This window comes from Methanomassiliicoccales archaeon (genome assembly GCA_013415695.1).
In the GTDB taxonomy this organism is placed as follows: Archaea; Thermoplasmatota; Thermoplasmata; order Methanomassiliicoccales; family JAAEEP01; genus JAAEEP01.
On sequence record JAAEEP010000012.1, the window covers coordinates 26,175 to 48,089 of the forward strand.

At 52.9% G+C, this 21,915-nt stretch carries 19 protein-coding genes; 5 read left to right on the forward strand and 14 right to left on the reverse strand.

Annotated elements, in window-relative coordinates:
- The first annotated feature begins 71 nt into the window (after positions 1-71).
- A complete protein-coding gene (locus tag GKC03_07140; GenBank protein ID NYT12304.1) occupies positions 72-854 on the forward strand; it encodes a radical SAM protein in 783 nt (260 codons plus the stop codon).
- A 15-nt stretch (positions 855-869) separates the two neighbouring features.
- Here GKC03_07140 and GKC03_07145 read toward each other — a convergent pair whose 3' ends face one another.
- Complete coding sequence (locus GKC03_07145; protein NYT12305.1) at positions 870-1,793, reverse strand: FKBP-type peptidyl-prolyl cis-trans isomerase; 924 nt, start codon at positions 1,791-1,793, stop codon at positions 870-872.
- 131 nt (positions 1,794-1,924) lie between these two features.
- On the opposite strand from GKC03_07145, the gene GKC03_07150 reads away from it, so the two are divergent.
- The gene (locus GKC03_07150; protein NYT12306.1) at positions 1,925-3,760 is read left to right on the forward strand and encodes a threonine--tRNA ligase; all 1,836 of its coding nucleotides are present in this window, start codon (positions 1,925-1,927) and stop codon (positions 3,758-3,760) included.
- A gap of 76 nt (positions 3,761-3,836) precedes the next feature.
- Here the strand turns inward: GKC03_07150 and GKC03_07155 are convergent, their stop codons facing one another.
- The 10 genes from GKC03_07155 to GKC03_07200 form a co-directional block, all read right to left on the reverse strand.
- Positions 3,837-4,949 (reverse strand): isocitrate/isopropylmalate dehydrogenase family protein, encoded by a 1,113-nt coding sequence (locus GKC03_07155; GenBank protein ID NYT12307.1) that lies wholly within the window; start codon positions 4,947-4,949, stop codon positions 3,837-3,839.
- Positions 4,937-5,431, reverse strand: coding sequence for a 3-isopropylmalate dehydratase (locus GKC03_07160; protein NYT12308.1), 495 nt, complete (start codon positions 5,429-5,431; stop codon positions 4,937-4,939). Before GKC03_07160 ends, GKC03_07155 begins: the two co-directional genes overlap by 13 nt.
- Positions 5,432-5,439: 8 nt before the next feature.
- Positions 5,440-6,696 (reverse strand): 3-isopropylmalate dehydratase large subunit, encoded by a 1,257-nt coding sequence (locus GKC03_07165; protein ID NYT12309.1) that lies wholly within the window; start codon positions 6,694-6,696, stop codon positions 5,440-5,442.
- A gap of 27 nt (positions 6,697-6,723) precedes the next feature.
- Positions 6,724-8,223 carry a 2-isopropylmalate synthase gene (locus GKC03_07170; protein ID NYT12310.1) on the reverse strand — a complete coding sequence of 500 codons (1,500 nt, stop codon included), beginning with the start codon at positions 8,221-8,223 and terminating at the stop codon, positions 6,724-6,726.
- A gap of 273 nt (positions 8,224-8,496) precedes the next feature.
- Positions 8,497-9,126 (reverse strand): radical SAM protein, encoded by a 630-nt coding sequence (locus GKC03_07175; protein ID NYT12311.1) that lies wholly within the window; start codon positions 9,124-9,126, stop codon positions 8,497-8,499.
- Entirely contained in the window at positions 9,123-9,809 is a 687-nt protein-coding gene (gene queC / locus GKC03_07180; GenBank protein NYT12312.1) for a 7-cyano-7-deazaguanine synthase QueC, read from the reverse strand. The genes GKC03_07175 and queC overlap by 4 nt, the downstream gene beginning before the upstream one ends.
- Positions 9,810-9,813: 4 nt before the next feature.
- Positions 9,814-10,290: a 6-pyruvoyl tetrahydropterin synthase family protein gene (locus GKC03_07185; protein NYT12313.1), complete on the reverse strand. Its 477-nt coding sequence runs from the start codon at positions 10,288-10,290 to the stop codon at positions 9,814-9,816.
- 9 nt (positions 10,291-10,299) lie between these two features.
- Positions 10,300-11,055 (reverse strand): methanogenesis marker protein Mmp4/MtxX, encoded by a 756-nt coding sequence (gene mtxX / locus GKC03_07190; protein ID NYT12314.1) that lies wholly within the window; start codon positions 11,053-11,055, stop codon positions 10,300-10,302.
- Positions 11,056-11,164: 109 nt separating this feature from the next.
- Positions 11,165-12,160 (reverse strand): diphthamide biosynthesis enzyme Dph2, encoded by a 996-nt coding sequence (gene dph2 / locus GKC03_07195; protein ID NYT12315.1) that lies wholly within the window; start codon positions 12,158-12,160, stop codon positions 11,165-11,167.
- A 29-nt stretch (positions 12,161-12,189) separates the two neighbouring features.
- Entirely contained in the window at positions 12,190-12,714 is a 525-nt protein-coding gene (locus tag GKC03_07200; protein ID NYT12316.1) for a 50S ribosomal protein L16, read from the reverse strand.
- Between the two features lie 276 nt (positions 12,715-12,990).
- Here GKC03_07200 and GKC03_07205 point away from each other — a divergent pair, with 276 nt between their 5' ends.
- Genes GKC03_07205 through serS form a run of 3 tightly spaced genes read left to right on the forward strand, consistent with a single transcriptional unit; the run spans position 12,991 to position 14,854 of the window.
- Positions 12,991-13,308 carry a ribonuclease P protein component 4 gene (locus GKC03_07205; protein ID NYT12317.1) on the forward strand — a complete coding sequence of 106 codons (318 nt, stop codon included), beginning with the start codon at positions 12,991-12,993 and terminating at the stop codon, positions 13,306-13,308.
- Positions 13,298-13,564: a YhbY family RNA-binding protein gene (locus tag GKC03_07210; protein ID NYT12318.1), complete on the forward strand. Its 267-nt coding sequence runs from the start codon at positions 13,298-13,300 to the stop codon at positions 13,562-13,564. Before GKC03_07205 ends, GKC03_07210 begins: the two co-directional genes overlap by 11 nt.
- A gap of 27 nt (positions 13,565-13,591) precedes the next feature.
- Complete coding sequence (gene serS / locus GKC03_07215) at positions 13,592-14,854, forward strand: serine--tRNA ligase (GenBank protein ID NYT12319.1); 1,263 nt, start codon at positions 13,592-13,594, stop codon at positions 14,852-14,854.
- Here the strand turns inward: serS and GKC03_07220 are convergent, their stop codons facing one another.
- The 3 genes from GKC03_07220 to GKC03_07230 all read right to left on the reverse strand — a co-directional run bounded on the left by GKC03_07220 (position 14,855) and on the right by GKC03_07230 (position 21,883).
- On the reverse strand, positions 14,855-16,099 hold the full coding sequence (locus GKC03_07220; GenBank protein NYT12320.1) for a cation:proton antiporter: 1,245 nt from the start codon (positions 16,097-16,099) through the stop codon (positions 14,855-14,857).
- 103 nt (positions 16,100-16,202) lie between these two features.
- The gene (locus tag GKC03_07225; GenBank protein ID NYT12321.1) at positions 16,203-17,534 is read right to left on the reverse strand and encodes a mechanosensitive ion channel family protein; all 1,332 of its coding nucleotides are present in this window, start codon (positions 17,532-17,534) and stop codon (positions 16,203-16,205) included.
- Between the two features lie 122 nt (positions 17,535-17,656).
- The gene (locus GKC03_07230) at positions 17,657-21,883 is read right to left on the reverse strand and encodes a lamin tail domain-containing protein (protein NYT12322.1); all 4,227 of its coding nucleotides are present in this window, start codon (positions 21,881-21,883) and stop codon (positions 17,657-17,659) included.
- Positions 21,884-21,915 lie beyond the last annotated feature (32 nt).

The window sequence follows — 21,915 nt, forward strand, 5'->3', positions numbered from 1 at the left end:
GGCACGATTGAGTGCATGGATGTGATTGACTGGAACCCAGGAGACTTGTTGCCTACGCCACGCTTTCCGAGTTGAGGCCGAGAGCCTGGATCACCTTACCTGGGTGCAACTTCAACTGCAGAGGATGCTTCGCCATAGCCAGGAGAGCATTCGGAACACTGATGTCGCCATCGGAGCTGGTGGCTCTCCTGAAGAAGGCAAGCACGGAGTACTATGGGCAAACCTCACTGGAGGAGATCATGATCACCGGGGGGGAGCCGGCCCTGAATGGCGATTTCCTAGAGTCGCTGGTATCTTCCCTGGGAGAGATCACGCCCAGGATCTTGGTACAGACCAACGCATCTCTGCTGACGCCCGAGCTCCTCGACCGCCTGATGGATAAGGGGCTGGACGAACTCGTTTGTGACCTTAAGGCGTGGGACGATTCCCTTCACAGATGGTACACTGGCCACACGAATCAGACGGTGTTGAACAACATCAAGTACGCCTGCGGGAGGATGAAGATCACGGTAAACACCCTCCTCATCCCGGATGTGGTGGATGCTGAAGAGATCGAGGCCTTGGCCCATTTCTTGTCCCAATGCGATCCAAAAGAATTGGAGTATCGCATAAATCCGTTCAGAGCGGACCTCAGTCCAGAGCCGATGTCCAGAGAGCCCAACGAAGAGGAGATGAAAGCAGCGGTGATAGCTGCAGAGAGGCACCTTGAAGGTTCAGTACGTAGCAGGAGTTGCCTTCGCGAGAGCGAGGGGGGGCCGACAACTCACTGGATAACGGTTTTTCCTGATGGAAGAATGGAAAGAAGAGGAATGGAGAATTACCGGGAAAGGAATCGTGCATTATTCGAGAAGTGAAGAGTTGAGGTCTGCTCATGTCGTGGGAATTATCTCCTTCAGCGTGACCGTGAAGAATAGGGTCTGACCCACCAGCTCACCGTTGAAGTTGAGCACTATGGTGTTGGTATCGGGATTCACCTCGTACAGAATGAACTCGTTGGCAATGTCGTCCAGACCCTTCAGGTTGCCGGCATCATCCACATTCAGCAGATTCCTGACACGGATCTCCCCCTTGCCACCATTGGCTGAGGAATCATAGTAGTCGACCTTGACGTACCAACCGGTCTTTGATAGGCCGAGGTCCTTCCCATAGACGGGATACTTGGCACCCAGGTTAGGTTGGTTCATGACCATCACTCTGTCCGCTTCTGCGGAAACGCTCATCACGGTCACGTCCCATTTCCAGTGGGGATCCTTCAGGGTCATTCCCGCCACCGGTTCTGTCTGGAATTTGATGTAAAACTGGGTGAAGTTCAATGTCTCGAATACATTCAATGTCTCGATGAACGGGATCTCAACCAGCTTGCTGTAGTTCAGCTGTCCGTAAGCCTCGTCTGGGGGAATCTCAATGACCTTGGTCTGGTTTATGTACATTCCGATGATGCCGTTTTCGAAGCCAGGAATCATCTGACCAGCCCCGATACGGAATTCCAACGGGACATATTGGGACTCGTTCCTCAGCGTGAATGTCAAAGATTTGGGGTAGAGAGCGTCGTTGGAAGCTACATCCCAAAAGGAAGTGTCGAAGACCCTTCCATCCTCAAGCTGACCGATATAGTCTACGCTTACGAGGTCTCCCCACCTGGCGTAATCCACATCAGGCGATTCCGCCCTTTGACCAGAGTCGTACAGAAGAATGACCACGCTGCTACCGCTGACCATGAGTATGGCTACGAGAACGATCAGAACCGTGTTTGTCGCGGCCTTTATGTCACCCTTGAGATTTCTGAGGTTCATGGGATTACTACGCAGCAAAACGATTCGATTGATATAAAGTTTCGCTCCCCGAGTCCCCCTGGATGTCAAGGTGATGGGTCGGGTGAAACGGGATGCTTTTATAATCGACTAGCTCATTACTTTGCGATTCGATGAGGACGCTTTATATTCACGCTGATTTCATGGAGTATGAACTCAAGAAAAGGACCCCTGTCGCCGAAGAAGTGACCGATGACGAGATGGACGGCAGGATGGAGGAGGTCCTTGTTGCCTTCATCACCGTCGAGAGGCAGGACGAGGGGAAGGTGGAGCAGGTCGCTAGCGAGCTGGCCCAGGACCTGATGGAGACGGCGGAGAAGGTGGGCGCGGAGAGGATCATGCTGTATCCCTATGCTCACCTTTCACCTGATCTGTCGGACCCCAAGACCGGGGTGGAGATGATGCACAAGGCCGAGAAGTTCCTTCTTGAAAAGGGAGCGGAAGTGAAGAGAGCGGCCTTCGGCTGGTACAAGGCATTCAGGATCAGCTGCAAGGGACACCCTCTCAGCGAGCTCTCCAGGGAGATCCTGGGCAAGGAACTGATCGAAGAGGCAGCTGGAGAGGAGCGCTTTCTAATTCTGACCCCAGAAGGAGATGAGTACGCTCCTGAGGACTTCGCTGGCGGAACGGAATGCTTCAAGGTCATGATGGAGAAAGAAGCCCTCAAGAAGGAGGCTCCCGCGGCCGGCGAGTCAAAATATCTCCGCCTTTGCCGAAAGTTCGGGATTCAATGGGAAGCAATGAGCGATTCCGGACACATGGCCTTCAACCCGAAGGGCGCACTGATGTTCGATCTGATATCCGACTACTCCACGGAGATCGTGTTCGACCTTGGTCTCCCCATGTACAATGTCAAGGGGACAAATATGTTCTCATTGGACGAGCCGCCAGTCAGAGAGCACGCGGACCTCTTCGGCGACCGTCTCTATACCGTGGAGACAGAGAAGCGCAAGTTCGTGATGAGGTATGCAGCCTGCCACCAGCAGTTCGCGATGATCCGCAATTGGAACATCAGCTACAAGCATATTCCATTTGGGGCGTTCGAGGTCGCAGATTCATACCGTCTGGAACAATCGGGGGAGACCATGCTCTGTTTCCGAACCAGGCGCTTAAACATGCCAGATCTCCATGTCCTCTGTGCTGACATCCCAGAGTCAGAGGAGTGGTTCTCAATACTGGACGCACGTATCTACAAGGAAGCGGAGGACATCGGTCGCGATTACGAGATGCTCGTGAACTTCTCCTCGTGGAATGCATACCAGCAGCACAAGGAGATGATGTTGGATATCCTCAAGAAGCACGGTAAGCCCGCGCTACTCCACTTCTACCCCGAGGGCATCAACTACTACTGGACGGTCAACATCGAATACCACATCCTTGATGATCTCAAGCGCGCAAGGGAGATCGGTACGGTGCAGATAGATGTGGGCAACTCCAAGCGCTTCGACATCACTTTTGTTGACGAAGAGGGGAAGAAGCAGTACCCCGTGATCCTTCACTCCGCGGTCATAGGTACCATCGAGCGCTATCTGTACACCTTGTTTGATACCGCTGTATTGATGGAAAGGGAGGGTAAACCCGGCTGTCTTCCGGTATGGGTTAATCCAGAGCAGGTGAGGATATTGACCGTGGCGGAGGGGCATCTGGAACGGGCAAAAGAGATTGTCGATAATCTCGAAAGAGCCAAGATAAGGGTCTCATTCGATGATCGCGGCATCACCGTCGGAAAGAAGGTGAGAGAGGCGAAACAGGACTGGGTCTCGTATATGATCGTGATAGGCGACAAGGAACTCGAGTCCGATGAGTTCACCGTCTACGTTCGAGAGGTGAATGACAACCTCAACATGACACTCGACCAGCTGATCGCCCGTATCGGCGACGAGACGAAGGGCAAACCCTTCAGGCAGCTCTATCATCCTAAGGAGATTAGCAAGAGAGTCGGTTTCTAGGAGGAAAAACAGTCCTCTTCACCCTTTTACAATCTCCATAATCAATCGACACAGTACATTGAGGAATGTTTTGGACTCACGTCCTGAGAATGAAGTCGACCACTGCGTCACCCACCTGTGATGTCGTCGCTTTCCCACCAAGATCGGGGGTGAGCATACCCCTGTCGATGCCATGCCTTACGCCTGATTCTATCCTCGATCCGAGCTCCTTCTTGCCGAGGTGATCGAGCATCATCTTCGCCGCCAGTAGCGCACCGAAGGGATTGGCCTTTCCCTGACCCACGATGTCAGGAGCGGAACCGTGAACGGGTTCGAACATTGAAACACCGAAGGGAGTGATGTTGCCGCTGGCCGCGAGACCGATCCCACCCTGCACCTCTGCCCCAAGGTCTGTGAGAATGTCGCCGAACATGTTGGGCGTGGCGACCACGCCGAAGTCCTGTGGTCTCCGCACCAGGGCCATTGCCATGGCGTCCACGAACATGAACTCGACATCAACGCCGTGTTCTTCGGCCTTCTGGATGAACACCTCCCTCCAGAGGCCGTAGAGCTGCCTGCAGACGTTGGCCTTGTCTACGGCAGTTACCTTTATCTCACCTCTTTTCAATGCGAAGTTCATCACGAATTCCGCGAACCTCTCCACGCCCTTTCTGGAGAGAAGACCGACCTCGAAGGCGAAGTCGTTGTCGCCTGTGAAGCGGGCCTCCATGTCTATGTCCAGAGTGTACAGCTCCCTCTCGATGTGTATGGAATCACTCTTAGATTCTGGGGTGAACGTCCCGCCTGCACCCATGTACACATCCTCCGTGTTCTCCCGGAGGAAATCGATGTCGAAGTCGACCTCGGACTTCAGGGGGGTGAAGGGATGCCACGACTTCACCGGACGGTGGTTGATGAATTGATCGAACTGGGTCCTCATGGCCAGTAGAACGCCCCTCTCCAGAACTCCTGGCTTGACCCTTGGATCCCCTATGGCTCCGAAGTATATTGCATCCTGTTCCCGGAGGATATCCATGTCCTCGGTTGTGAGCAGCTCGTTGGTCTTAAGGTACCTAGTGGCCCCGATGTCCATCTCGATGAACTCCATCTTGAGATCATCGTTCTCCTCCATGACCCTCAGGACCTTGAGCCCCTCGGCTATGACCTCTTTGCCTATCCCATCACCGGGGACAACGGCTACCTTGAACATCGACCACCCTCCCTTATCTTGGCTAAGAGCCCCCCTTTATCTATCAGGTCCCTCACGAAATCCGGGTATTGGGGGAATGTCCACTCTCCGCCTCGTGTCTCATTGATTATCCTGCCATTGATGGTGTTCACCGAAATGATGTCTCCCTCCTCGGCCTCCATTTGACATTGCACCGGAAGAAGACCCACATTCAGCGAGTTTCGGTAGAATATCCTTGCGAAACTCTCCGCGACAACGCAGGCGATGCCCGCCTGAAGCAGTGCCCTGGGAGCGTGCTCCCTAGAGGAGCCACAGCCGAAGTTCCTCCCGGCGACGATGATGTCACCCTCGGAAATCCGTTTGGCCAGGCCGGGCCTCGTCTTCTCGAAGGCGAAATCATCTAGGTGGTCCTCGTTGTCGCTTGTCAGCCTCTCTGCGGGAATGATCTGATCGGTGTCCACGTGATCTCCGAACTTCCAAACCTTGCCTCTGATGGTGTCCATGATCTCACCTATACGATAGCCTCCGGGGTGACGATCCTGCCGGCAATGGCGCTTGCCGCCACAACTGAAGGGGAAGCGAGGTATACCTCAGAATCCTTGTGGCCCATCCGTCCAATGAAGTTGCGGTTGGTAGAGCTCACGCACCTCTCTCCTGACGCCAAAATACCCATGTATCCACCCAGGCACGCACCGCATGTTGGTCCAGAAATAAAAGCACCGGCGTCGATGAAGATCTGAAGGAGACCTTCTCTCATGGCCTGCTCGTAGACCCTAGTGGACGCTGGAACCACGATCATCCTGACATTGGAGTCCACCTTTCTGCCTTTGAGCAGCTTCGCAGCCGTCCTGAGATCCTCTATCCTGCCATTGGTGCAGGAGCCAAGGTAAGCCTGATCAATCGGCACATCCATCTCCTCGACTGGCTTGCCGTTACCGGGAGAGTGGGGCATTGCCACCATGTAATCCAGCTCGGAGAGGTCGTAACTCATCTCCTTCTCGTACTCCGCCCCTGCATCGGGCGACACCATCTGGTATTCGCCCCTGATCCTGTCACCAAGATAGTCCAGGGTCATCTCATCCGCGGGAAAGATCCCCGCCTTTCCCCCAGCCTCGATGGCCATGTTGGCGATAGTCAGCCTCTCGTTCACCGGAACACTCCTTACGCCATGTCCAGCGAACTCGAGGGCCTTGTATGTGGCCCCATCTACACCCATATCTGTGATCAATCTGATGATGAGGTCCTTTCCAGAGACCATCCTGGAGAATGAGCCTTCAAGCTCGATCTTGAAGGATTCAGGAACCTTGAACCAGAGCTGTCCCTCGGCAAAGCAGGCTGCCGCCTCGCTGCTTCCGATCCCCGTGGAGAAGGCGCCGAGCCCCCCGTAGGTACATGTGTGGGAATCCGCGCCCACGATCAAGCGCCCTGGGGCGGCAAACCCCTCGTCTATCATGACCTGGTGGCACACCCCGCCCTTTCCTACTTCGAAGTAATTCTTGATCATGTACTTCCTAGCGAAGCGCCTCATCTCCGCCGCCTGCTCTGCTGATGAGATGTCTTTGTTGGGTACGAAGTGATCTGGAATTAGGACGATCTTTTCGACGAAGGGTATGCAATCCAAGGTCTCGAACTCCTTGAAAGCGATCGGCCCTGTCACATCGTTGACCATGACGTAATCGATCTCCGCCTCAACGATTTCCCCAGCGTAAGCGTTCTCGCCGGATTTGGTGGAGAGTATCTTCTCAGCAACTGTCTTTCCTCGGTCCATCGTCATTCCCCGTTACCTTATGACAGCCTATTTCATATCTTTTACCGAGTAGAGGCGGTCGATAGCCTCCACGGCTGCGTCAACACTCGTCTGCACAATGTCCGAACCAACTGCCTTTCCTACGGACATGATCGCGTGGTCACCGTTGTACTGAACCTTTATGATAACCTCGCATAACGAGTCGCTGCCTCCGGTGATGGCACTGAGACTGTACTCCTTGAGTGATATCTTCTCGCTCACCACTGTGCGTATGGCTTTGAGGGCAGCATCAATGGGACCCACCCCGATCTCGGATCCACGCCTGATCTCGCCGTCGACCTCTATCGACACCACAGCGGTTGGAGTGATGTTCATTCCGGTCAGCACCGAGCACTCCTTCAGATCGATGCGCTTGCATTCATCAGGCCTCTTACCCTGAATGTGATAGGCTATTGCCACCAGCTCCGCATCGTCAACATCCTTGCCGCTCTCGGACAGCCCCTTGACCTTACGGACGATCTCTCCCAGTTGTATTTCGTTAGGATGGATGCCGTATTCGCCAAGCTTCTCATTCACCGAATGAGCGCCCGTATGCTTTCCCATCACTATGGCTCGATCCATTCCCACCAGTTCTGGGCCGAAGGCCTCGTAGGTCGAGGGATCTCCCAGCACGCCGTGAACGTGGATGCCACTCTCGTGCGCGAAGGCGTTCGCCCCAACGATGGCTTTGTTGTTCGGAATCGGGTAACCAGTCACCCTCGATACCGTCTTGCATACGGGGCCTATCTTGCTGGCCTCCAGATTCGTTGAGACATTGAAGAAGGCCATGAGGGCCATTGCCACCTCTTCCAGGGCGGCATTTCCCGAGCGCTCGCCCAGGCCATTCACGCACACGTGGATCTGTTTCGCCCCCGCCCTGACAGCGGAGAGCGAGTTCGCTACGGCAAGCCCGAAGTCGTCATGACAGTGTACGGAAATGGGAACCCTGGTGACCGTCATCAGCTGCCTGATGAGAAGCTCCATGGCGGGAGGGGATATCACTCCTACGGTATCGGGTACATTGATCTTGTCCGCCCCCGCCTCCTGGACCGCGATATGCATCTCCTTCAGGAAATCGATCGATGTTCGTGTCGCATCCTCGCAGGAAAATTCCACGGTGAGGCCGTGATCCTTGGAGTACTCTATCGCATCCACGGCAGCAGCCTTCACCTCCTCCCGGGACTTCTTTAGCTTGTACTTCAGATGCGTGTCCGAGGTCGCTATGAATGTGTGTATATAGTCCAAGCCGCAGTCCAGAACGGCGTCGACATCCTCCCTGCGGGACCTTGCAAGACCGCAGACCGCGGACTCCAGGCCGAGGGAATGGATTCTCTTCACCGCCTCCCTCTCGCCCTCTGATGCCCTTGGGAAGCCGGCCTCGATGACATCCACGCCCAAGTCGTTGAGAGCACCCGCTATCATCACCTTCTCGTCAAGCGAGAGGGCAATGCCTGGCGTCTGCTCACCGTCCCTCAGGGTGGTGTCAAATATCATGACACTCTCGGGCATGGTGTCTAGCAAGATCTCGGAGTTGAAATCACTGGTGAATATTCTCCTCCGATCGATCTCCCGGGGCACGCCCGACCGTTCAGTCTTCCCACTATTGGTCTGTAGGTCTTTCAAAAAATCACCTCTACCAATCCAAATTAAAGCGATGAGGCTAGAGCAGGCGCAAAATCAATGTCCTGTGCAGGCCGTTTGAAACCATCGCGATACCTCGGATTGGTTAATGGGATAAAAGAAAATGAGTTATTTAACGGTTGCTAAGGGATTAGAATGGGCTCAGATGCCCCTTTGCTCGCCCCATATGATCTTATGCAGCTGGGGCATGACCCGTATCTGCAACCTCTTGGACAGCACCCACTCCGCAACATCAAGTAGTTCCACTCCACCCACGGCGGTCACGATGACGGGGCACTTGATCTCGTTGCTGGAGAGTATCTCCTCCACGAAGTCCATGTCCTCCTTCCCTGCGACCACGAACTTGAGCTGATCGAATGGTGACAGCATCTCCAGGTTCTTCATGACAGTACTACCCTTCATCCCAGATGATGGGGTCTTGATGTCCATGCTGATCATCAGCTCCTCATAGCAGGGCAGCTTATCCAATGAGATGGAGCCGTTTGTCTCCAGCTGTATGTAGAACCCCCTCTCCAGAAGGGCATCGATCAGCCCATAGGTCTCATCCTGGATAAGTGGCTCACCCCCTGTGATGCAAACAGTGTCAACGCCGAAGGCCTCGACCTTCTTGGCTATATCTTCCACCAGCATCTCCTCCCCTCCATCCCTCGCGTAAGGGGTGTCGCACCAGGAGCAGTCTAGATTGCATCCTACCGTTCGGATGAAGACCGTTGGTAGGCCCATGAGCATTCCCTCGCCCTGAAGGGAGTAGTAAATTTCACAGATCCTCATATCATTCCCTCATACTGAATGGGGTCCTGGTAACCAGCCTCCTCGAACCCCTTTAACCGGAGGAGGCAGGAATCGCACCGACCGCATGCCTTCATCCCTCCCTTGTAGCAGCTCCATGTGAGATGGAGGGGTGCGCCCAGTTCCTTGCCCATCGCGACGATCTCCCCCTTGGTCTTTCCGATGATGGGCGTGATTATCTCTATGGGCTTTCCTTCCACACCGGTCTTGGTGCCCACCTCCAGAACCTTTTGGTACTGTTTAAAGAATTCGGGACGGCAATCGGGATATCCGCTATAGTCCACTGCATTCGCCCCGATGTATACCCTAGAGGCGGATTCGCACTCGCAGAGGCCCGCGGCTATTGACAGGAATATTATATTCCTGGCTGGGACATAGGTTACTGGGATCTCATCCTTCATAGCATCTACCGAACCCCGCTCGGGAACCTCGATCGCCATTGAGGTGAGCGCGCTGGAGCTGAAGCAACCTATGTCCAGGTTGATTATGATGTGTTTCTGGAGGTCGTAATACGACGCCACATCCTTCGCCGCGAATAGCTCCTTATCATGCCTCTGGCCGTAATGGATGGTGAGTGGTACAACTTCGTCACCCTTTGAGAGTGCGTGAGCCAGAGTGACTGTTGAATCCAGCCCTCCAGAAAGCAGGACCACTGCCCTTGCCACCAAATCACCTCAGGTCGCGAGAGACCCAAGCGCTCTGCCCTCGTTCCTCGTCCACTCCTACCTCGATCCTGCGGATGTTGGATGGGAAGTCGACCTCCTCGATGACTCGGTTGAGCATGGTCTCGGCTATCTCCTCGGCGCTTGATTCGGAGATGTCAAGGATGAGTATGTCCTCCTTGGGGAAAACATACCGTTTTCCGTCAATTCTTGCTTCAACCTCGTCCCCTTTTTCCTCGATGGTGACCCTCTTGGAACTTCCCGGGAGTAGGACCCTGTGATCGAACTCTTCGGTAATGCGGCGCAGTGCCCGCTTCAGATCGATGAAATCCATTATCATTCCGTTCTCGCCCTTCTCACCGTAAAGGATCATCTGCACCACGTACACATGACCGTGCAGCTTGCCACACCGCGCGTGCCCGGCGATAAAGTGGCATGCCGAGAACTTGATGTTCGAGTATCTTCCGTCTATTTCCAATCTCATTTCAAATCCCTACTGAATGCAGAATTCCTGGCAGTATCCCTTTCCAACCATTGCGGATGCAAGCGCTATCGAGTCAACATAACTTAACTTAGCTCTAGATGTATCAACGAATACCCTGTCGATATTAATTATTGGCGCCCCCAATGCCCGTCCTCCGCCCAGGAAGTGCAGGGTCCGGAAGATGAGATTGCCCGAGATTCCGTCGGGGGCGAGTATGAAATTTCGGCTGGAAACGGCCTTCTCGATGAGTATCTCATCATGCTCGATGTCCAGTCCTATGTCCCTCCCCCACAACACAATCTCCTCGGCATCCTTGATGGTCTTGTCGACCACTGGATTTCGACCAATATCTGAAAGCCTTCCTCCAGAAAGGATGCCTATTGAGGGCTCGATGCCCATTCTCTCCAGCATCTCGATGCCCAGGGTGATGAAATCCCGTTTCTCTTCCAGATCCCATCCCTCATCGATGCCAACTGGTCCAAAGAAGAACAGCCCTTCCTCCCGGGGCTCGAGAACCGCCACCCTCATGACACGATCAATGCCAAACCCCTCTTTGATTGCAGCCATGGCCTCGTTCGACCCCATGTCCCCTCTGACCGCTGCCTGTATCTCCCCCTCGAGAAGATCCATCACCATCTTATCAGGGTTCGTGTAGATCTGGGTGACACCGTAACCCTTCTCATTGGCCACTGCGACGCTGGCTTCCACCTTGGTGGCGTTCAGCTTGGTCCCAATACCTATCACGATATCAGGGTTCACGGCCATGGAAAGGATCATCTCTCCCGTCAACATCGTTCACTGATTATCTTGCCTTGCATTTCTATGTTTCGAATTGACACTGAAATTGGGACTGTCCAGATGAGAAACAGGTCCTTTACCCTAGAATGCTGTCGAACCTGTAATCCTCCCAGTCACGGAGGCCGAGTGCAATCTCCAGCTCGACCGGTGTGAGTATGGGCTTGTTGTACCTCAGGTAATCGTCTATGGCCAATCTCGGACACGCTGTGGATACGTAGGCATCGACCTTCAGAGCGATCAGGCTGTCAGAATCGAAACGGTCCATAGCTATCAGGAAGCCCTTTCTCCCCTTAGATTCAAGCTTGCTCCTGAGCGACCTAGCGAGCTCCAGTCTCATCTGTCCGGGTTTGGTGCAGACCAGGATAGCGAAGATCTTGGCCTCTGAGCCCAGCACAATCGCTCCGTGTCTCTGTCTGAGTACCTTGTCTGTCAGATCCTGCACATCTCGTACCTCGCGATTGAGGGGGTCGATCACGATCACTGGTTTCGAAGTCTCTATGGAGACCGCAAGCGGATGGAAGTTGCCGCTTCCGATGTAGAGGAACTGGTCCACCGCAGCTGCAAGTGAAGAAGCGGGCGTAACATTGCATCCCAGAACCTGACCAGCATGGGCCACTCGACTATCGCCCTCGCTGACAATGGCGACCCTTCCATTCTTCTCTAGCCATTCCTTGACTGTTGGGAGAAGCCGAATGTGTTGGACCGTGGTTATTATCCCCACTTTCTCTCCAAGCTTCTCCAAGGCTTCCTCCAGCAGTGGTATTGGATCCACATCTGCATGTACCTCGACGAAGAACACGTCATCAGGAGCTCGCAGGCAGGGCATTTCAGCGTGACCGAACTGGACAAGCGCTTCGGCAAATCTCCTGAAATCCGTCGGGAAGTCGCAGGCACCATAGCATGGATCAGCTAGAAGAAGGATATCCGCCCCGGTCCTCTCCTCCAGACCACTCATAATGTCCAGGGCGTGAAGCTTCAGCCCTTCGGGCAGCTGGACGGCGACCTTTTTCGCTTCCCTGCGGACAATCCAGTCCGAGACCTCATCCAGGTTGAAATCGTACATCGAAGACACGGTGAATAAATAGAAGGGAAAGGGGGGGTTTAAGACTTGGGAATGAGCTCCTCACCCTTCTCTATCTCGATGGAGCAGGGAGTCGTGAGCTTCATGGATGCCCTCCAGAGGGCCTCCTTTGCTAGATTGAACTGATTGGGGTAGGTCCACACGGTCATGACCGTCTGACCGGAATTCACCCTTGCGGCGGTTCCAACGTTCTTGCCGAAGGCGTGCCTCATGCCGCTGGATACCCTGTCCGCTCCCGCCCCAGTTGCGAGTTTGTTCTCCCTGAGAACGTGATGCGGATAGATCCTGATCTTGAGGTGGTAGTTGACCGTGCCAACCCTCTTGGATAGGAGTCTGTTGGCAGCGATACGCGCGGCCTCCATGGAGGTGTGCCTTATCTGGCAGGGCTCCTTAGCCTTTAGTGAAACCTGAATAGGGAAGTCTCCAGTGGTTTCTCCCATATCATATTGAATGATCCTGGAGGCAGGCACTCCACCCATGTACTCCCTCCGGGTATATGCCTGTCCCTTGATCTCGCGATACATTCTTGCGGGCTTCCTTGCCATCATTCATCACCAATTGTCATGTCACAGAAGGGAAGGCTACATAAATCTTTTTCTATTTGAAGATTGCCGAAATGGCCGTTGTCTCCGGCCACCTCCAGGTCGTCTGGGGAAGGCTTTGAAGACATTTCTGAGTTGGTAAACCCGCCCGATGACCCAGAGGCAAGTTCCGTCTAGAGGATGATCTTTTGCCCTTTTGGGGGTCTACTCACGAGAAAGTTATTTCAATTGAATCATCCTACGGCTTAACAAGGGGGTCACCCTACGGCCAGAAAGCGCATCTCTCAAAAGGAAGCCAGGATTATTGCGAACGAGAGGATACAACGCCTCCTGAATCTGGCGGAGGAACAGGCAATCTCTGGTAACATTGAGAGAGGAAGGCGTTACGTGCAACTCGCCAGAAGGATCGGGATGAGGACCAATACCCGGATGCCCCGGGAGTTCCTCTATTGCAGGGAATGCCTTTCTCCCCTCGTACCGGGGAAGAACTGCACGGTCAGACTGAGATCCAATCGAATCAGCACTACCTGCAAGGAATGCGGCCATATACGGAGACACCCCTACCTTGCCGAGAAGAGGCGGTTACATGAGCAGTAAGAATAAGGAGCTTATCAAGCGGGGTGCCGAACTGAAGCCCACGATCCATGTGGGAAAAAGCGGCATAACCGAGGGAATCGTCGATGAGATCGTCAGACAGATCAAGGAAAAACACCTGGTCAAGGTCAAGCTCCTTCCATCATCTGATGTCCCTAAGGAGGATGCCGCCGCTGAACTGGCAGAGAGGACCCAGACCGGTCTCGTGGATTTGAGGGGGAACACTGTCCTGCTCTGCGACAAAAGGCTTTTTCAATAGAGACCTTGATTAACGGGAAGGGATGCAATGCTCGATGTTGCTGTGATCAGGGAGAACCCAGAGCTGGTCAGGAGCGCTCTTAGGAACCGACTGTATGAGGAGGAAATTCTGGATAGGTTCCTGGAGATCGACGGCGAGTGGAGAAGGCTAGTTGATGAGAGCAACCAGCTGAAGAGGCAAAGGAACATTGTTGCTGAAGAGATCCCCACGATGTCTGGCGAGGAGAAGAAGGGAAAGATCGGTGAGATGAAGGATGTTTCGAACCGTATAAAACATCTGGATGCGAGGATTGCCGAGCTCGAAAATGAACGAGACGAGGTGGTACTCAATATCCCGAACATACCCCATGAGAGCGTGCCGGTGGGCGCGAGCGACGAGGACAATCTGAAGATAAGGGAGTTCGGCTCACCAACGGACTTCGATTTCAGGCCCAAGGATCACATCGAGATCGCAGAGGATCTCGACATAATCGATTTCGCCAGGGGAACGAAGATTACTGGAAGCGGTTTCTACGTCCTTAAAGGAGATGGAGCAAGGCTGGAAAGAGCCCTAATAAACTATATGCTCGACCTTCATAGAGGCCAGGGATATACTGAGATCTTCCCTCCCGTGATCGTAAACAAGAATTCGGTCATCGGTACAGGTCAGTATCCAAAGCTGAAGGATGACATGTACTGGATTGAGAGGGACGATCTCTGGCTGAATCCCACTGCAGAGGTTCCGGTCACGAATCTCCTTGCAGATGAGATACTGGAGAAAGAGGACCTCCCCATCTACTACACGGCATATCTTCCATCATTCCGCAGGGAGGCCGGGAAGCACGCAGATACCAAGGGAATCATAAGGGTTCACCAGTTCAACAAGGTGGAGATGGTGAAGTTCGTTCTTCCGGAGAACTCTTTCGATGAGCTCGAGACCCTGCTGGACAATGCGGAGGACGTGTTGAGAGACCTCAAGCTTCCTTATAGAGTGATGACTTTATGCACGGGCGACCTTGGCTTCGCCGCAGCAAAGTGCTACGACATTGAGGCTTATGCCCCGGGTAGCGACAAATGGCTGGAGGTCTCATCGTGCAGTTGCTTCACCGACTTCCAGGCCAGAAGGGCAAGGGTAAAGTACCGTCCGAAACCACACATGAAGAGCGAGTTCGTCCACACCCTCAACGGCTCTGGTATAGCTCTTCCAAGGACCATGGTGGCTGTTCTGGAGAACTTCCAGAACAAGGATGGGACGGTGACCATACCTGAGATACTGAGACCATACATGCAGGGACAGGAACTCATCGAGTGATCAAAGCGCCGGTCCCCTTCCATTCTTTATTCTTCCTTCCTTCAGATGTGGGGAGTCCCAGCTGTTTATGGCACCTTTGGATGAGCCTCCACGGAACATCAACCTGAAAAGAGGTGGAGTTATCAACGCGGTGATAAGGCCCATGAAGACCACGATAGAGTAAACGTCCTGTCCAATTATTCCGGTAGAGAGACCGTAAAGGGCGATGATCATGGCCACCTCGAGTCTTGGGCTCATTCCTATGCCCACTGCGATCGATTCCTTGATGGACATGCCCAGAGCCAGGGCTGGAATTCCGCACCCAATCACCTTTGAGAGCACGGCCACCACTGAGATTATGATCGCCACCCAGATGAAGTTGGCGAGACCAGATACGTCGAAAAGGATGCCCAAGGAAATGAAGAATACCGGTGCGAAGACCGCTCCCAGGTACTTGGTACCCCGTTCGAACTCCCCCTTGATAGCCAGGGAGGAGAAAACCGTTCCTGCAACGAACGCGCCCACGATGGCCGATATCCCTATCACCTCAGCAATGTAGGCGTAGAACAGGGCTATCATCAGTGCGAGGAGGAATCCAGTGTGTTCGAGTCCCCGCCCTTTTGCTTCCCGATCAGCCTTCTCCAGTATGCGGCAGAGATACTTCGTGCCTGCCCAGATTCCTATTACCACGAACCCTATGGCGGCGACGATCAGGTAGATTATACCCAGGATGTCGACCTGCCCACCAGCCGTGCCACCGGCAATAGCGAGGACCACCATTCCCAGAATATCATCGACAACGGCAGCGCCGAGTATTGCCTGACCAACCGGCTTCTTAATCATCTTGAGTTCCATCAGAACGCTAGCGGTCACAGCTACACTGGTAGCCACTAGAGTGGCTCCCACGAATATCGCCTGGGTAGTGCCCGCATCGGGCATGAGTATCGTGAAAACGGCGAAGCCTGCGACCCAGGGCACCACGACACCCCCTATGGCGATGGTTATGTTTCGCTTGGTGTAGATTGATTTCAGATCCGATTCGAGCCCTATCATGAAAAGGAGGACAATCGCTCCGAACTGGGCGAAAGTGGCGACCAGATCGACATCGATCAGAGTGAATCCGATCACGCTGGGACCCAACAGCATCCCGATCAGGATCTCACCTACCACCATGGGCTGCCGCATCTTGCTGATGACGAAGTGACTGATGACGGCAATCATTAGAAGTAGCGTCAGCTGAAACCATATCTGCGGATCGGACTGCATCTCATCCCGTTCATCGGATAAGGTGTGACATTAATAAAAGTTCTCGATTCAGTTCTACCAGTAGCTATTGGCTATGAAGATTATTGATGTTTTTCGACCTCGATCAAGGAGATTCGAAAAGGACCTTGTGTCCATCCTTGTGGAATTCTTCCTGCAGCTTGAAAATGAGGTTCGAACGGATGCGACGATCTTTCATGGGCTCATTGGTGAAGACTACCACGTCGTAAATGATGTGGTTACCACGGACATCCTTGGCGTACAGCTCGGGCTTGTGATCTTTATTGACGTTGTCCACTTGATCGGCAGCCCGCTTGAGTATTCTCTCGACCTTTCCGTGGGGAACTTCGTATGAGACCTCGATGCTGACGGTTATTCCGTGCTCACCCGAGAGGGTGTAGTTGAAGATCTTCTCCTCGATCATCTCGCTGTTCGGTATGTCCACGATCTCCCCCTCAAGTGTCCTTACTCTGGTGAAGATCAGACCTTTTTCCACGATATCACCGGTTATATTACCGCCAATTCCGATCCGGTCGCCCACATCGAAGGGGCCTGTGTCCATCAGGCCGAATCCAGCCACTACGTTCTGGATGGTGGAATATGAAAGCGCCAGTACCAAGCATACGAAAGTGATCACTATTATCACCAGTACCAGGCCTACCAGCTCCAGTCCCAGCATGGTCAGGATACTGAAGATCGCCGTCAGGGTTGCGATGAAGAACAGGGAGTACCTTACACCTGTCTTGAGGAAGTCCACCTCCTTGGGGCTGAAGCGCTTGGTCCTGAACTTGAAGTCCTCGAGGATCGCCTCTACCAGTCTATCAAGGAAGTAGATTGCCACGACAATGACGCCTGTTATCATGAGACTGCCGGCGTTCTCGGAAATGAAGTCCTCAATCGCTGCCGCCAGGCTAAAATTAGGCACCATTGAGATGAGAATCAGGATGACGAGGATACCGGTTACCGCGTAGACGACGTAGCTCATGAACAGGCTTGTGAACTCAACGGCACTGGGATGGATCGATTCCTCGGACGAGGATTTTATCCTTGCTCTCCTTGCCAATCGTCTGAGCACCCTGACGATCAGCATTGCCACCATCACAACGACCACTATGAATATTATGTCCAAGGCATATCCTAAGAATGGAGTCCAAACATTCTCACGGAACCATTCAGAGAACAATGAAGCTATGAAGAATAATGAAACCAGCAGAATGATCACGATAGCAATCCTTATGAATCGCTCCAGGAAGTCGATGACATCTGAATCGGTGTACTTGCCTTCCTTGGCTCTCATCAGCTCGAAATGCTTGGAAAGGTATGACCATATGTATAGAGAGAAGACTATGAGCCCTATTACTGCCAGTAATGCCCAGCCGTACTCGTTCATCCACTCTCCCTCCCCGATTGGGAGTGGGGAGGACATTTCCGCGGCCATAGTCGACACAAAATAATATAGGTATTTCAAATTTGCCTAATCCCGACACAACTGGCCAAGTCACCATTTTCGGAAGCCTACCAGTATTCCAATATTAACGGGATAGAACGGTACATGGTAACTTATGATGCGAATATCATCCCCTTGACCAGCCAGACGTCCGCTTTCTTATCGACATCGACCGCAAACAGATTAGGCAGGAATACCGCGGGGATCCCTGTGATCGCCACTCCAAACTCTATCTTCCATGCACCTATATCGAATCCAAAAGCAGATCCTACACAGGCTAAGTTGATGCTCACCATGGACTCTAGCCTGAACTCGGGAGTGTCGATTACACTTGATACCATTCCGGGAAGTCCAGCTCGTCCGAAGACCGAGAAGCGTATGAAAATGTGCTCAGCGAGCCGCTCAACTATTGAGGTCTGAGAGGTAATCCCAAGAGGATTCTTCACATCGAGCAACGCCTTGCAGATCATATCTCCTATCAACGAAAGGGTCTCTCTTACGCAGTTTTCGGTTATGACCAGGCTCAACGAGAAACCCCCTCCAAACGAACCGGAGTATTCGTTCAATGATACCTCGACATACAATCTCATCTCCACAATTGAAGATGCGAGGACATCGATGCATTTCTCCATGATCAGATCCACCGTCCTGCTGAAGACGTAACCAAGCGATTCTAGGGAAGGTTCGACACCTTCCGCTTCACTAAAAGCCCTGGCCGCAGAATCCCATATCGTCCTGGTGATGAAGTCTATTTCCGATGAGGTTACCATCATTTTGCCGTTTGTCGAACCTTTGGTTGCCTCCTTGAAAACCCAGCGATCAGCACCATCGTAAACTCGTTGCCATGATCTGCCATCGTTGTAATGGTCAGTCGTCCACGGCGTAGAGTCTACTCTGTTACCCGAGGCGTCCTTGAGGACAATGCTCTCGCAAATGGGGAACTTCACCCTTCCTCCGTTGTCGAGCGCCTGATGCTTGAAGGTGTAGACTACCCTCTCATGGGGCATGATCGATACTCCGGTAAGATCTTCCAGCCTCTGATTGCCATGTGACGTCTCCACCGACCAGTCCTTGAGCGAGATGGCCCGGTCCGTCGGGTTGTAGATCTCTATCCATTCATTGCCATTGTCGAGACCGGCGGGATTCTGCTCGTACTCGTTGATGACCAGATGATTCACAAAAGGTGAGTTGAACTTGACCTCGAGCCCAGCGTCGATAGATGCCTTCACACCCGGGATAGGGGTGGGAATGTTAGAAAGAAGGGCACCCAGACCTGGAATATCTTTCAAGGAGATCATGTGGCTTGTATACTGGACGACCTCGGGAAGGTAGAGCAGCAGAACCAGATCAGAGAATATCCCCTTGATCTCAACGAAATGACTGAATATCTTCATCAAGGGATCGACCACAATGCTCAGGCTCCATTCGTCCTGTCCAAGTGTGCAGTTGATCAGAATGTCATACTCTCCGTTCCCCAGTCTCACCAACCGATTAGCCATGGAGATGGTGGTCCCCATCACTGACATGGAGAACGTCACCTTGAGGATGTCTTTGATCTTGCCCAAGGCTAGATCGACCGGGTTGGTTTCTACCGAGAATCTCAACCCGAATACAGTGGTATTGAACTCCACCGTACCCAACACTGACTCCACGAACTTCCCCATCAGATCGAAGGCGGTACCCGCCGCTCCTTTCAATATTCCCTGAAGACCTGAGACCATTGCCTGCAGAACTTGGGAGAGGTATTCCACCCCCTTCATGGAATAGGAGAGAAGGGTGGAGAACATGTCCTTGAAGAAATCGAAAGCCGCAGTGATGCCGTTGGCCACAAATTTCAGGGCATCCACGATACCATTCCAGATGCCCTCCATGAAACTTGTAACCTTTCCCATCAAGGTGGAAGTGGGAGAGTAATCTACTCCTTGAAGGGCCCATCCAGTGTTCACAGCTATGGTGAACTCCGTGGAGATCCTCACCCGTTTCTCGCATGAGGGCGACTCCGCACCCAGAAACATATTGGACGACTCAATGGAACTCGCAGACAACCGGATATCGCCCTGTATTTGAACTGTCCACTGTGTGACGTATGGTACGAGTGAAAGGTTGGTCAACTCCGTCATATGGGTGTTTGGATAAAAATCGTTTCTTGGGTGATCCCAGGGCATCATTATACCTATCTCGATTCGATCGGAGCCCTCAGAAACCAGTGGATTGGCATCTACCTGGATGGTCTCCTGCATATCGCAATCCCTTAACATTATGGTGAAGCCAGAATCCTTGGGAACGGGGACCACAATCCTGTCGCATCTCAATTCGAAACTATCCTTAATCTGGGACATCTGCCTCTGAACATATCCTGCCAGAATGCCCTCCAAACCGGGTAATCCCTCCATAGAACCTGAGATCAGATCAGAAAGCAGGCTGGAGATCTGGCCAAAGGATGTCTGAAAGACCTGCTTCGCAAACACATCCCTCATCGCCTCCAACCTCCAGGATGATGCCCTCTGATATTCAACTTCCAGAACATCCATCAGATTCCAGGTCGTTGAACTGGTGAAGTAGCTTCTAAGCTCGAGTTCCATCATCCTCTTGGATCGCTCACCCATGTGGGGGATGGAATCGGAGGTCTCGTTCACCATTTCCTGAACCACTTGCGTGATGGCCGCCTCCAAGGATTCCTCGGTACTGAGTATGTCTCTCCAGTGGGCGTCCATGAAGGCGCACAGCTCTTCCGACATGACGTCCACCAGTCCTACGCTCTCCTCCGCCTCTTCGAGGACGGATGTGAACCAATCCTGCTCCAAAATGCTTCCTAGTGAGTCCATTAGGCGATCCAGAGGACTCTCGCCATCGAGAGGGTCGAGATCCATCTGGACAGATGGCGTTCCAAAGTGTGAGATTATGCCAAGCACCACCTGTTTCAAGAAAAGGCTCAGAGTCTCCCCGAGTTGAAACGACGAGCGCTTCCATTCCTCCAGAAAGTCACCCCAGATTGATGAAGAGAAAATGTCCACTGATGGAAAATCCACCTCATATTCCCCTCCAAGATCCAGCGCGTAGGTCTGATTTAGATCATTCACCACTGAATATGGATGATCTGAGACGGTGATCTTTCCATCCGGGGCGTTAAAGTGCAAGTACCTGTAGCTCTCCTCCAGGTATCCAAATTCTGCCATCCTTTCCGATATCCATTCTATCATTTCCTCTTGTAGAAGATCCATACCAAAACAGCTCTCTATTAGCCCGTTTAGGGAGAGTTCCCCCGTCTCGAGCAAAGTTTCCAATCCCTCTATGAGATCCAGAACATGAAGGGACTCCAACCATTTGAGTACCAGAATATCAGAGATCGCAAACAGGCTCTGGGCCAGTATTAGCCCCATGTCGTACTCCAATGAACCATAAGATGAGAGAAGAAGATCAGCGGGATCCACCTGGCCCCCTCTGAGCGATTTGTTCAATATGGAGGAGTCGCCTTGCCATTGACCTTCCATCCAAGAGGTCAGAGAAGGGTCCAGAGACCTCAGATGCTTCCTCTGCTCCAACAATAAAGCTAGATTCATTGCCCTGAGTACATCCTCTTCGGTTATCACTTCTGAAGTGCCCATCGCTCCTTGTTTTGATCTTAGCCCATATCCCCTCAAGACCCTGTCCTGCGCCAAAGCTGAGAGCTCGTATCTCACTATGTTCTCGAACTCGCACCTACCTCCGCTCAGAGCTTCGGCGAGAGCCCCGATTCGATTAGCCAGCAATGGAAATGGAAGGTAGAGGCCAGTTTCTAGATCCTCTCGTTGTATGACCATTCCGCCGTATCCCTCCACCACGATGGTGATATTTCCTGCCATGGCGAAGTAAGCAGGAACAGTAGTCAGGTTGTAACTGGAATAATCGCCTTCCAGCTCTGGATACAGCTCCTCCATGCAGGTCCGCATGAACACCAGGGTGGCATTGGAGGTATTCGCCCTGACAAGGAGCCCGTCCACTCCTCGAGGATAGTTCATCCTCACATGTTCTGAGAGCGATGAAGAGAACCTTGCCATGATGGCACTCTCGTTGATATCGTTGGATGCCCTTACAGAATCAATGGCCTTGGAATAAGCGACCTCCTGGAGATCGAATGAGATCTCATCTGCAGTTCTTGACATCTCCCTAGCGATCTCCAGGGGGATAGGGTTCGAGCCCTCTCTCAGATCGGCCTGGTAGATCAGTGCAATCGAGAAGCCGGAAAGAACAAGGAGGAGCACAGCCGCCACTGAGAAAGGCATTTGAGCCTTTCGCCACCGACCCTCCGCGAATCTTCTTGACCCGGGAATTGCTATCGAGTCGAACCTTTTATTGCTCACTGGAATGGCTAGTTCAAGAGCGGTAAAAAGGC

Bases quoted from the DNA above. Each gene is read 5' to 3' on its own strand.
- GKC03_07225 (NYT12321.1), bottom strand. From the start codon at position 17,534: ATGGCCGCGGAAATGTCCTCCCCACTCCCAATCGGGGAGGGAGAGTGG.
- mtxX (NYT12314.1), bottom strand. From the start codon at position 11,055: ATGGCCGTGAACCCTGATATCGTGATAGGTATTGGGACCAAGCTGAAC.
- GKC03_07210 (NYT12318.1), top strand. From the start codon at position 13,298: ATGAGCAGTAAGAATAAGGAGCTTATCAAGCGGGGTGCCGAACTGAAG.
- GKC03_07160 (NYT12308.1), bottom strand. From the start codon at position 5,431: ATGGACACCATCAGAGGCAAGGTTTGGAAGTTCGGAGATCACGTGGAC.
- GKC03_07220 (NYT12320.1), bottom strand. From the start codon at position 16,099: ATGCAGTCCGATCCGCAGATATGGTTTCAGCTGACGCTACTTCTAATG.
- GKC03_07170 (NYT12310.1), bottom strand. From the start codon at position 8,223: ATGCCCGAGAGTGTCATGATATTTGACACCACCCTGAGGGACGGTGAG.
- GKC03_07155 (NYT12307.1), bottom strand. From the start codon at position 4,949: ATGTTCAAGGTAGCCGTTGTCCCCGGTGATGGGATAGGCAAAGAGGTC.
- GKC03_07175 (NYT12311.1), bottom strand. From the start codon at position 9,126: ATGAGGATCTGTGAAATTTACTACTCCCTTCAGGGCGAGGGAATGCTC.
- GKC03_07200 (NYT12316.1), bottom strand. From the start codon at position 12,714: ATGGCAAGGAAGCCCGCAAGAATGTATCGCGAGATCAAGGGACAGGCA.
- GKC03_07145 (NYT12305.1), bottom strand. From the start codon at position 1,793: ATGAACCTCAGAAATCTCAAGGGTGACATAAAGGCCGCGACAAACACG.
- GKC03_07185 (NYT12313.1), bottom strand. From the start codon at position 10,290: ATGAGATTGGAAATAGACGGAAGATACTCGAACATCAAGTTCTCGGCA.
- GKC03_07165 (NYT12309.1), bottom strand. From the start codon at position 6,696: ATGGACCGAGGAAAGACAGTTGCTGAGAAGATACTCTCCACCAAATCC.
- serS (NYT12319.1), top strand. From the start codon at position 13,592: ATGCTCGATGTTGCTGTGATCAGGGAGAACCCAGAGCTGGTCAGGAGC.
- GKC03_07150 (NYT12306.1), top strand. From the start codon at position 1,925: ATGAGGACGCTTTATATTCACGCTGATTTCATGGAGTATGAACTCAAG.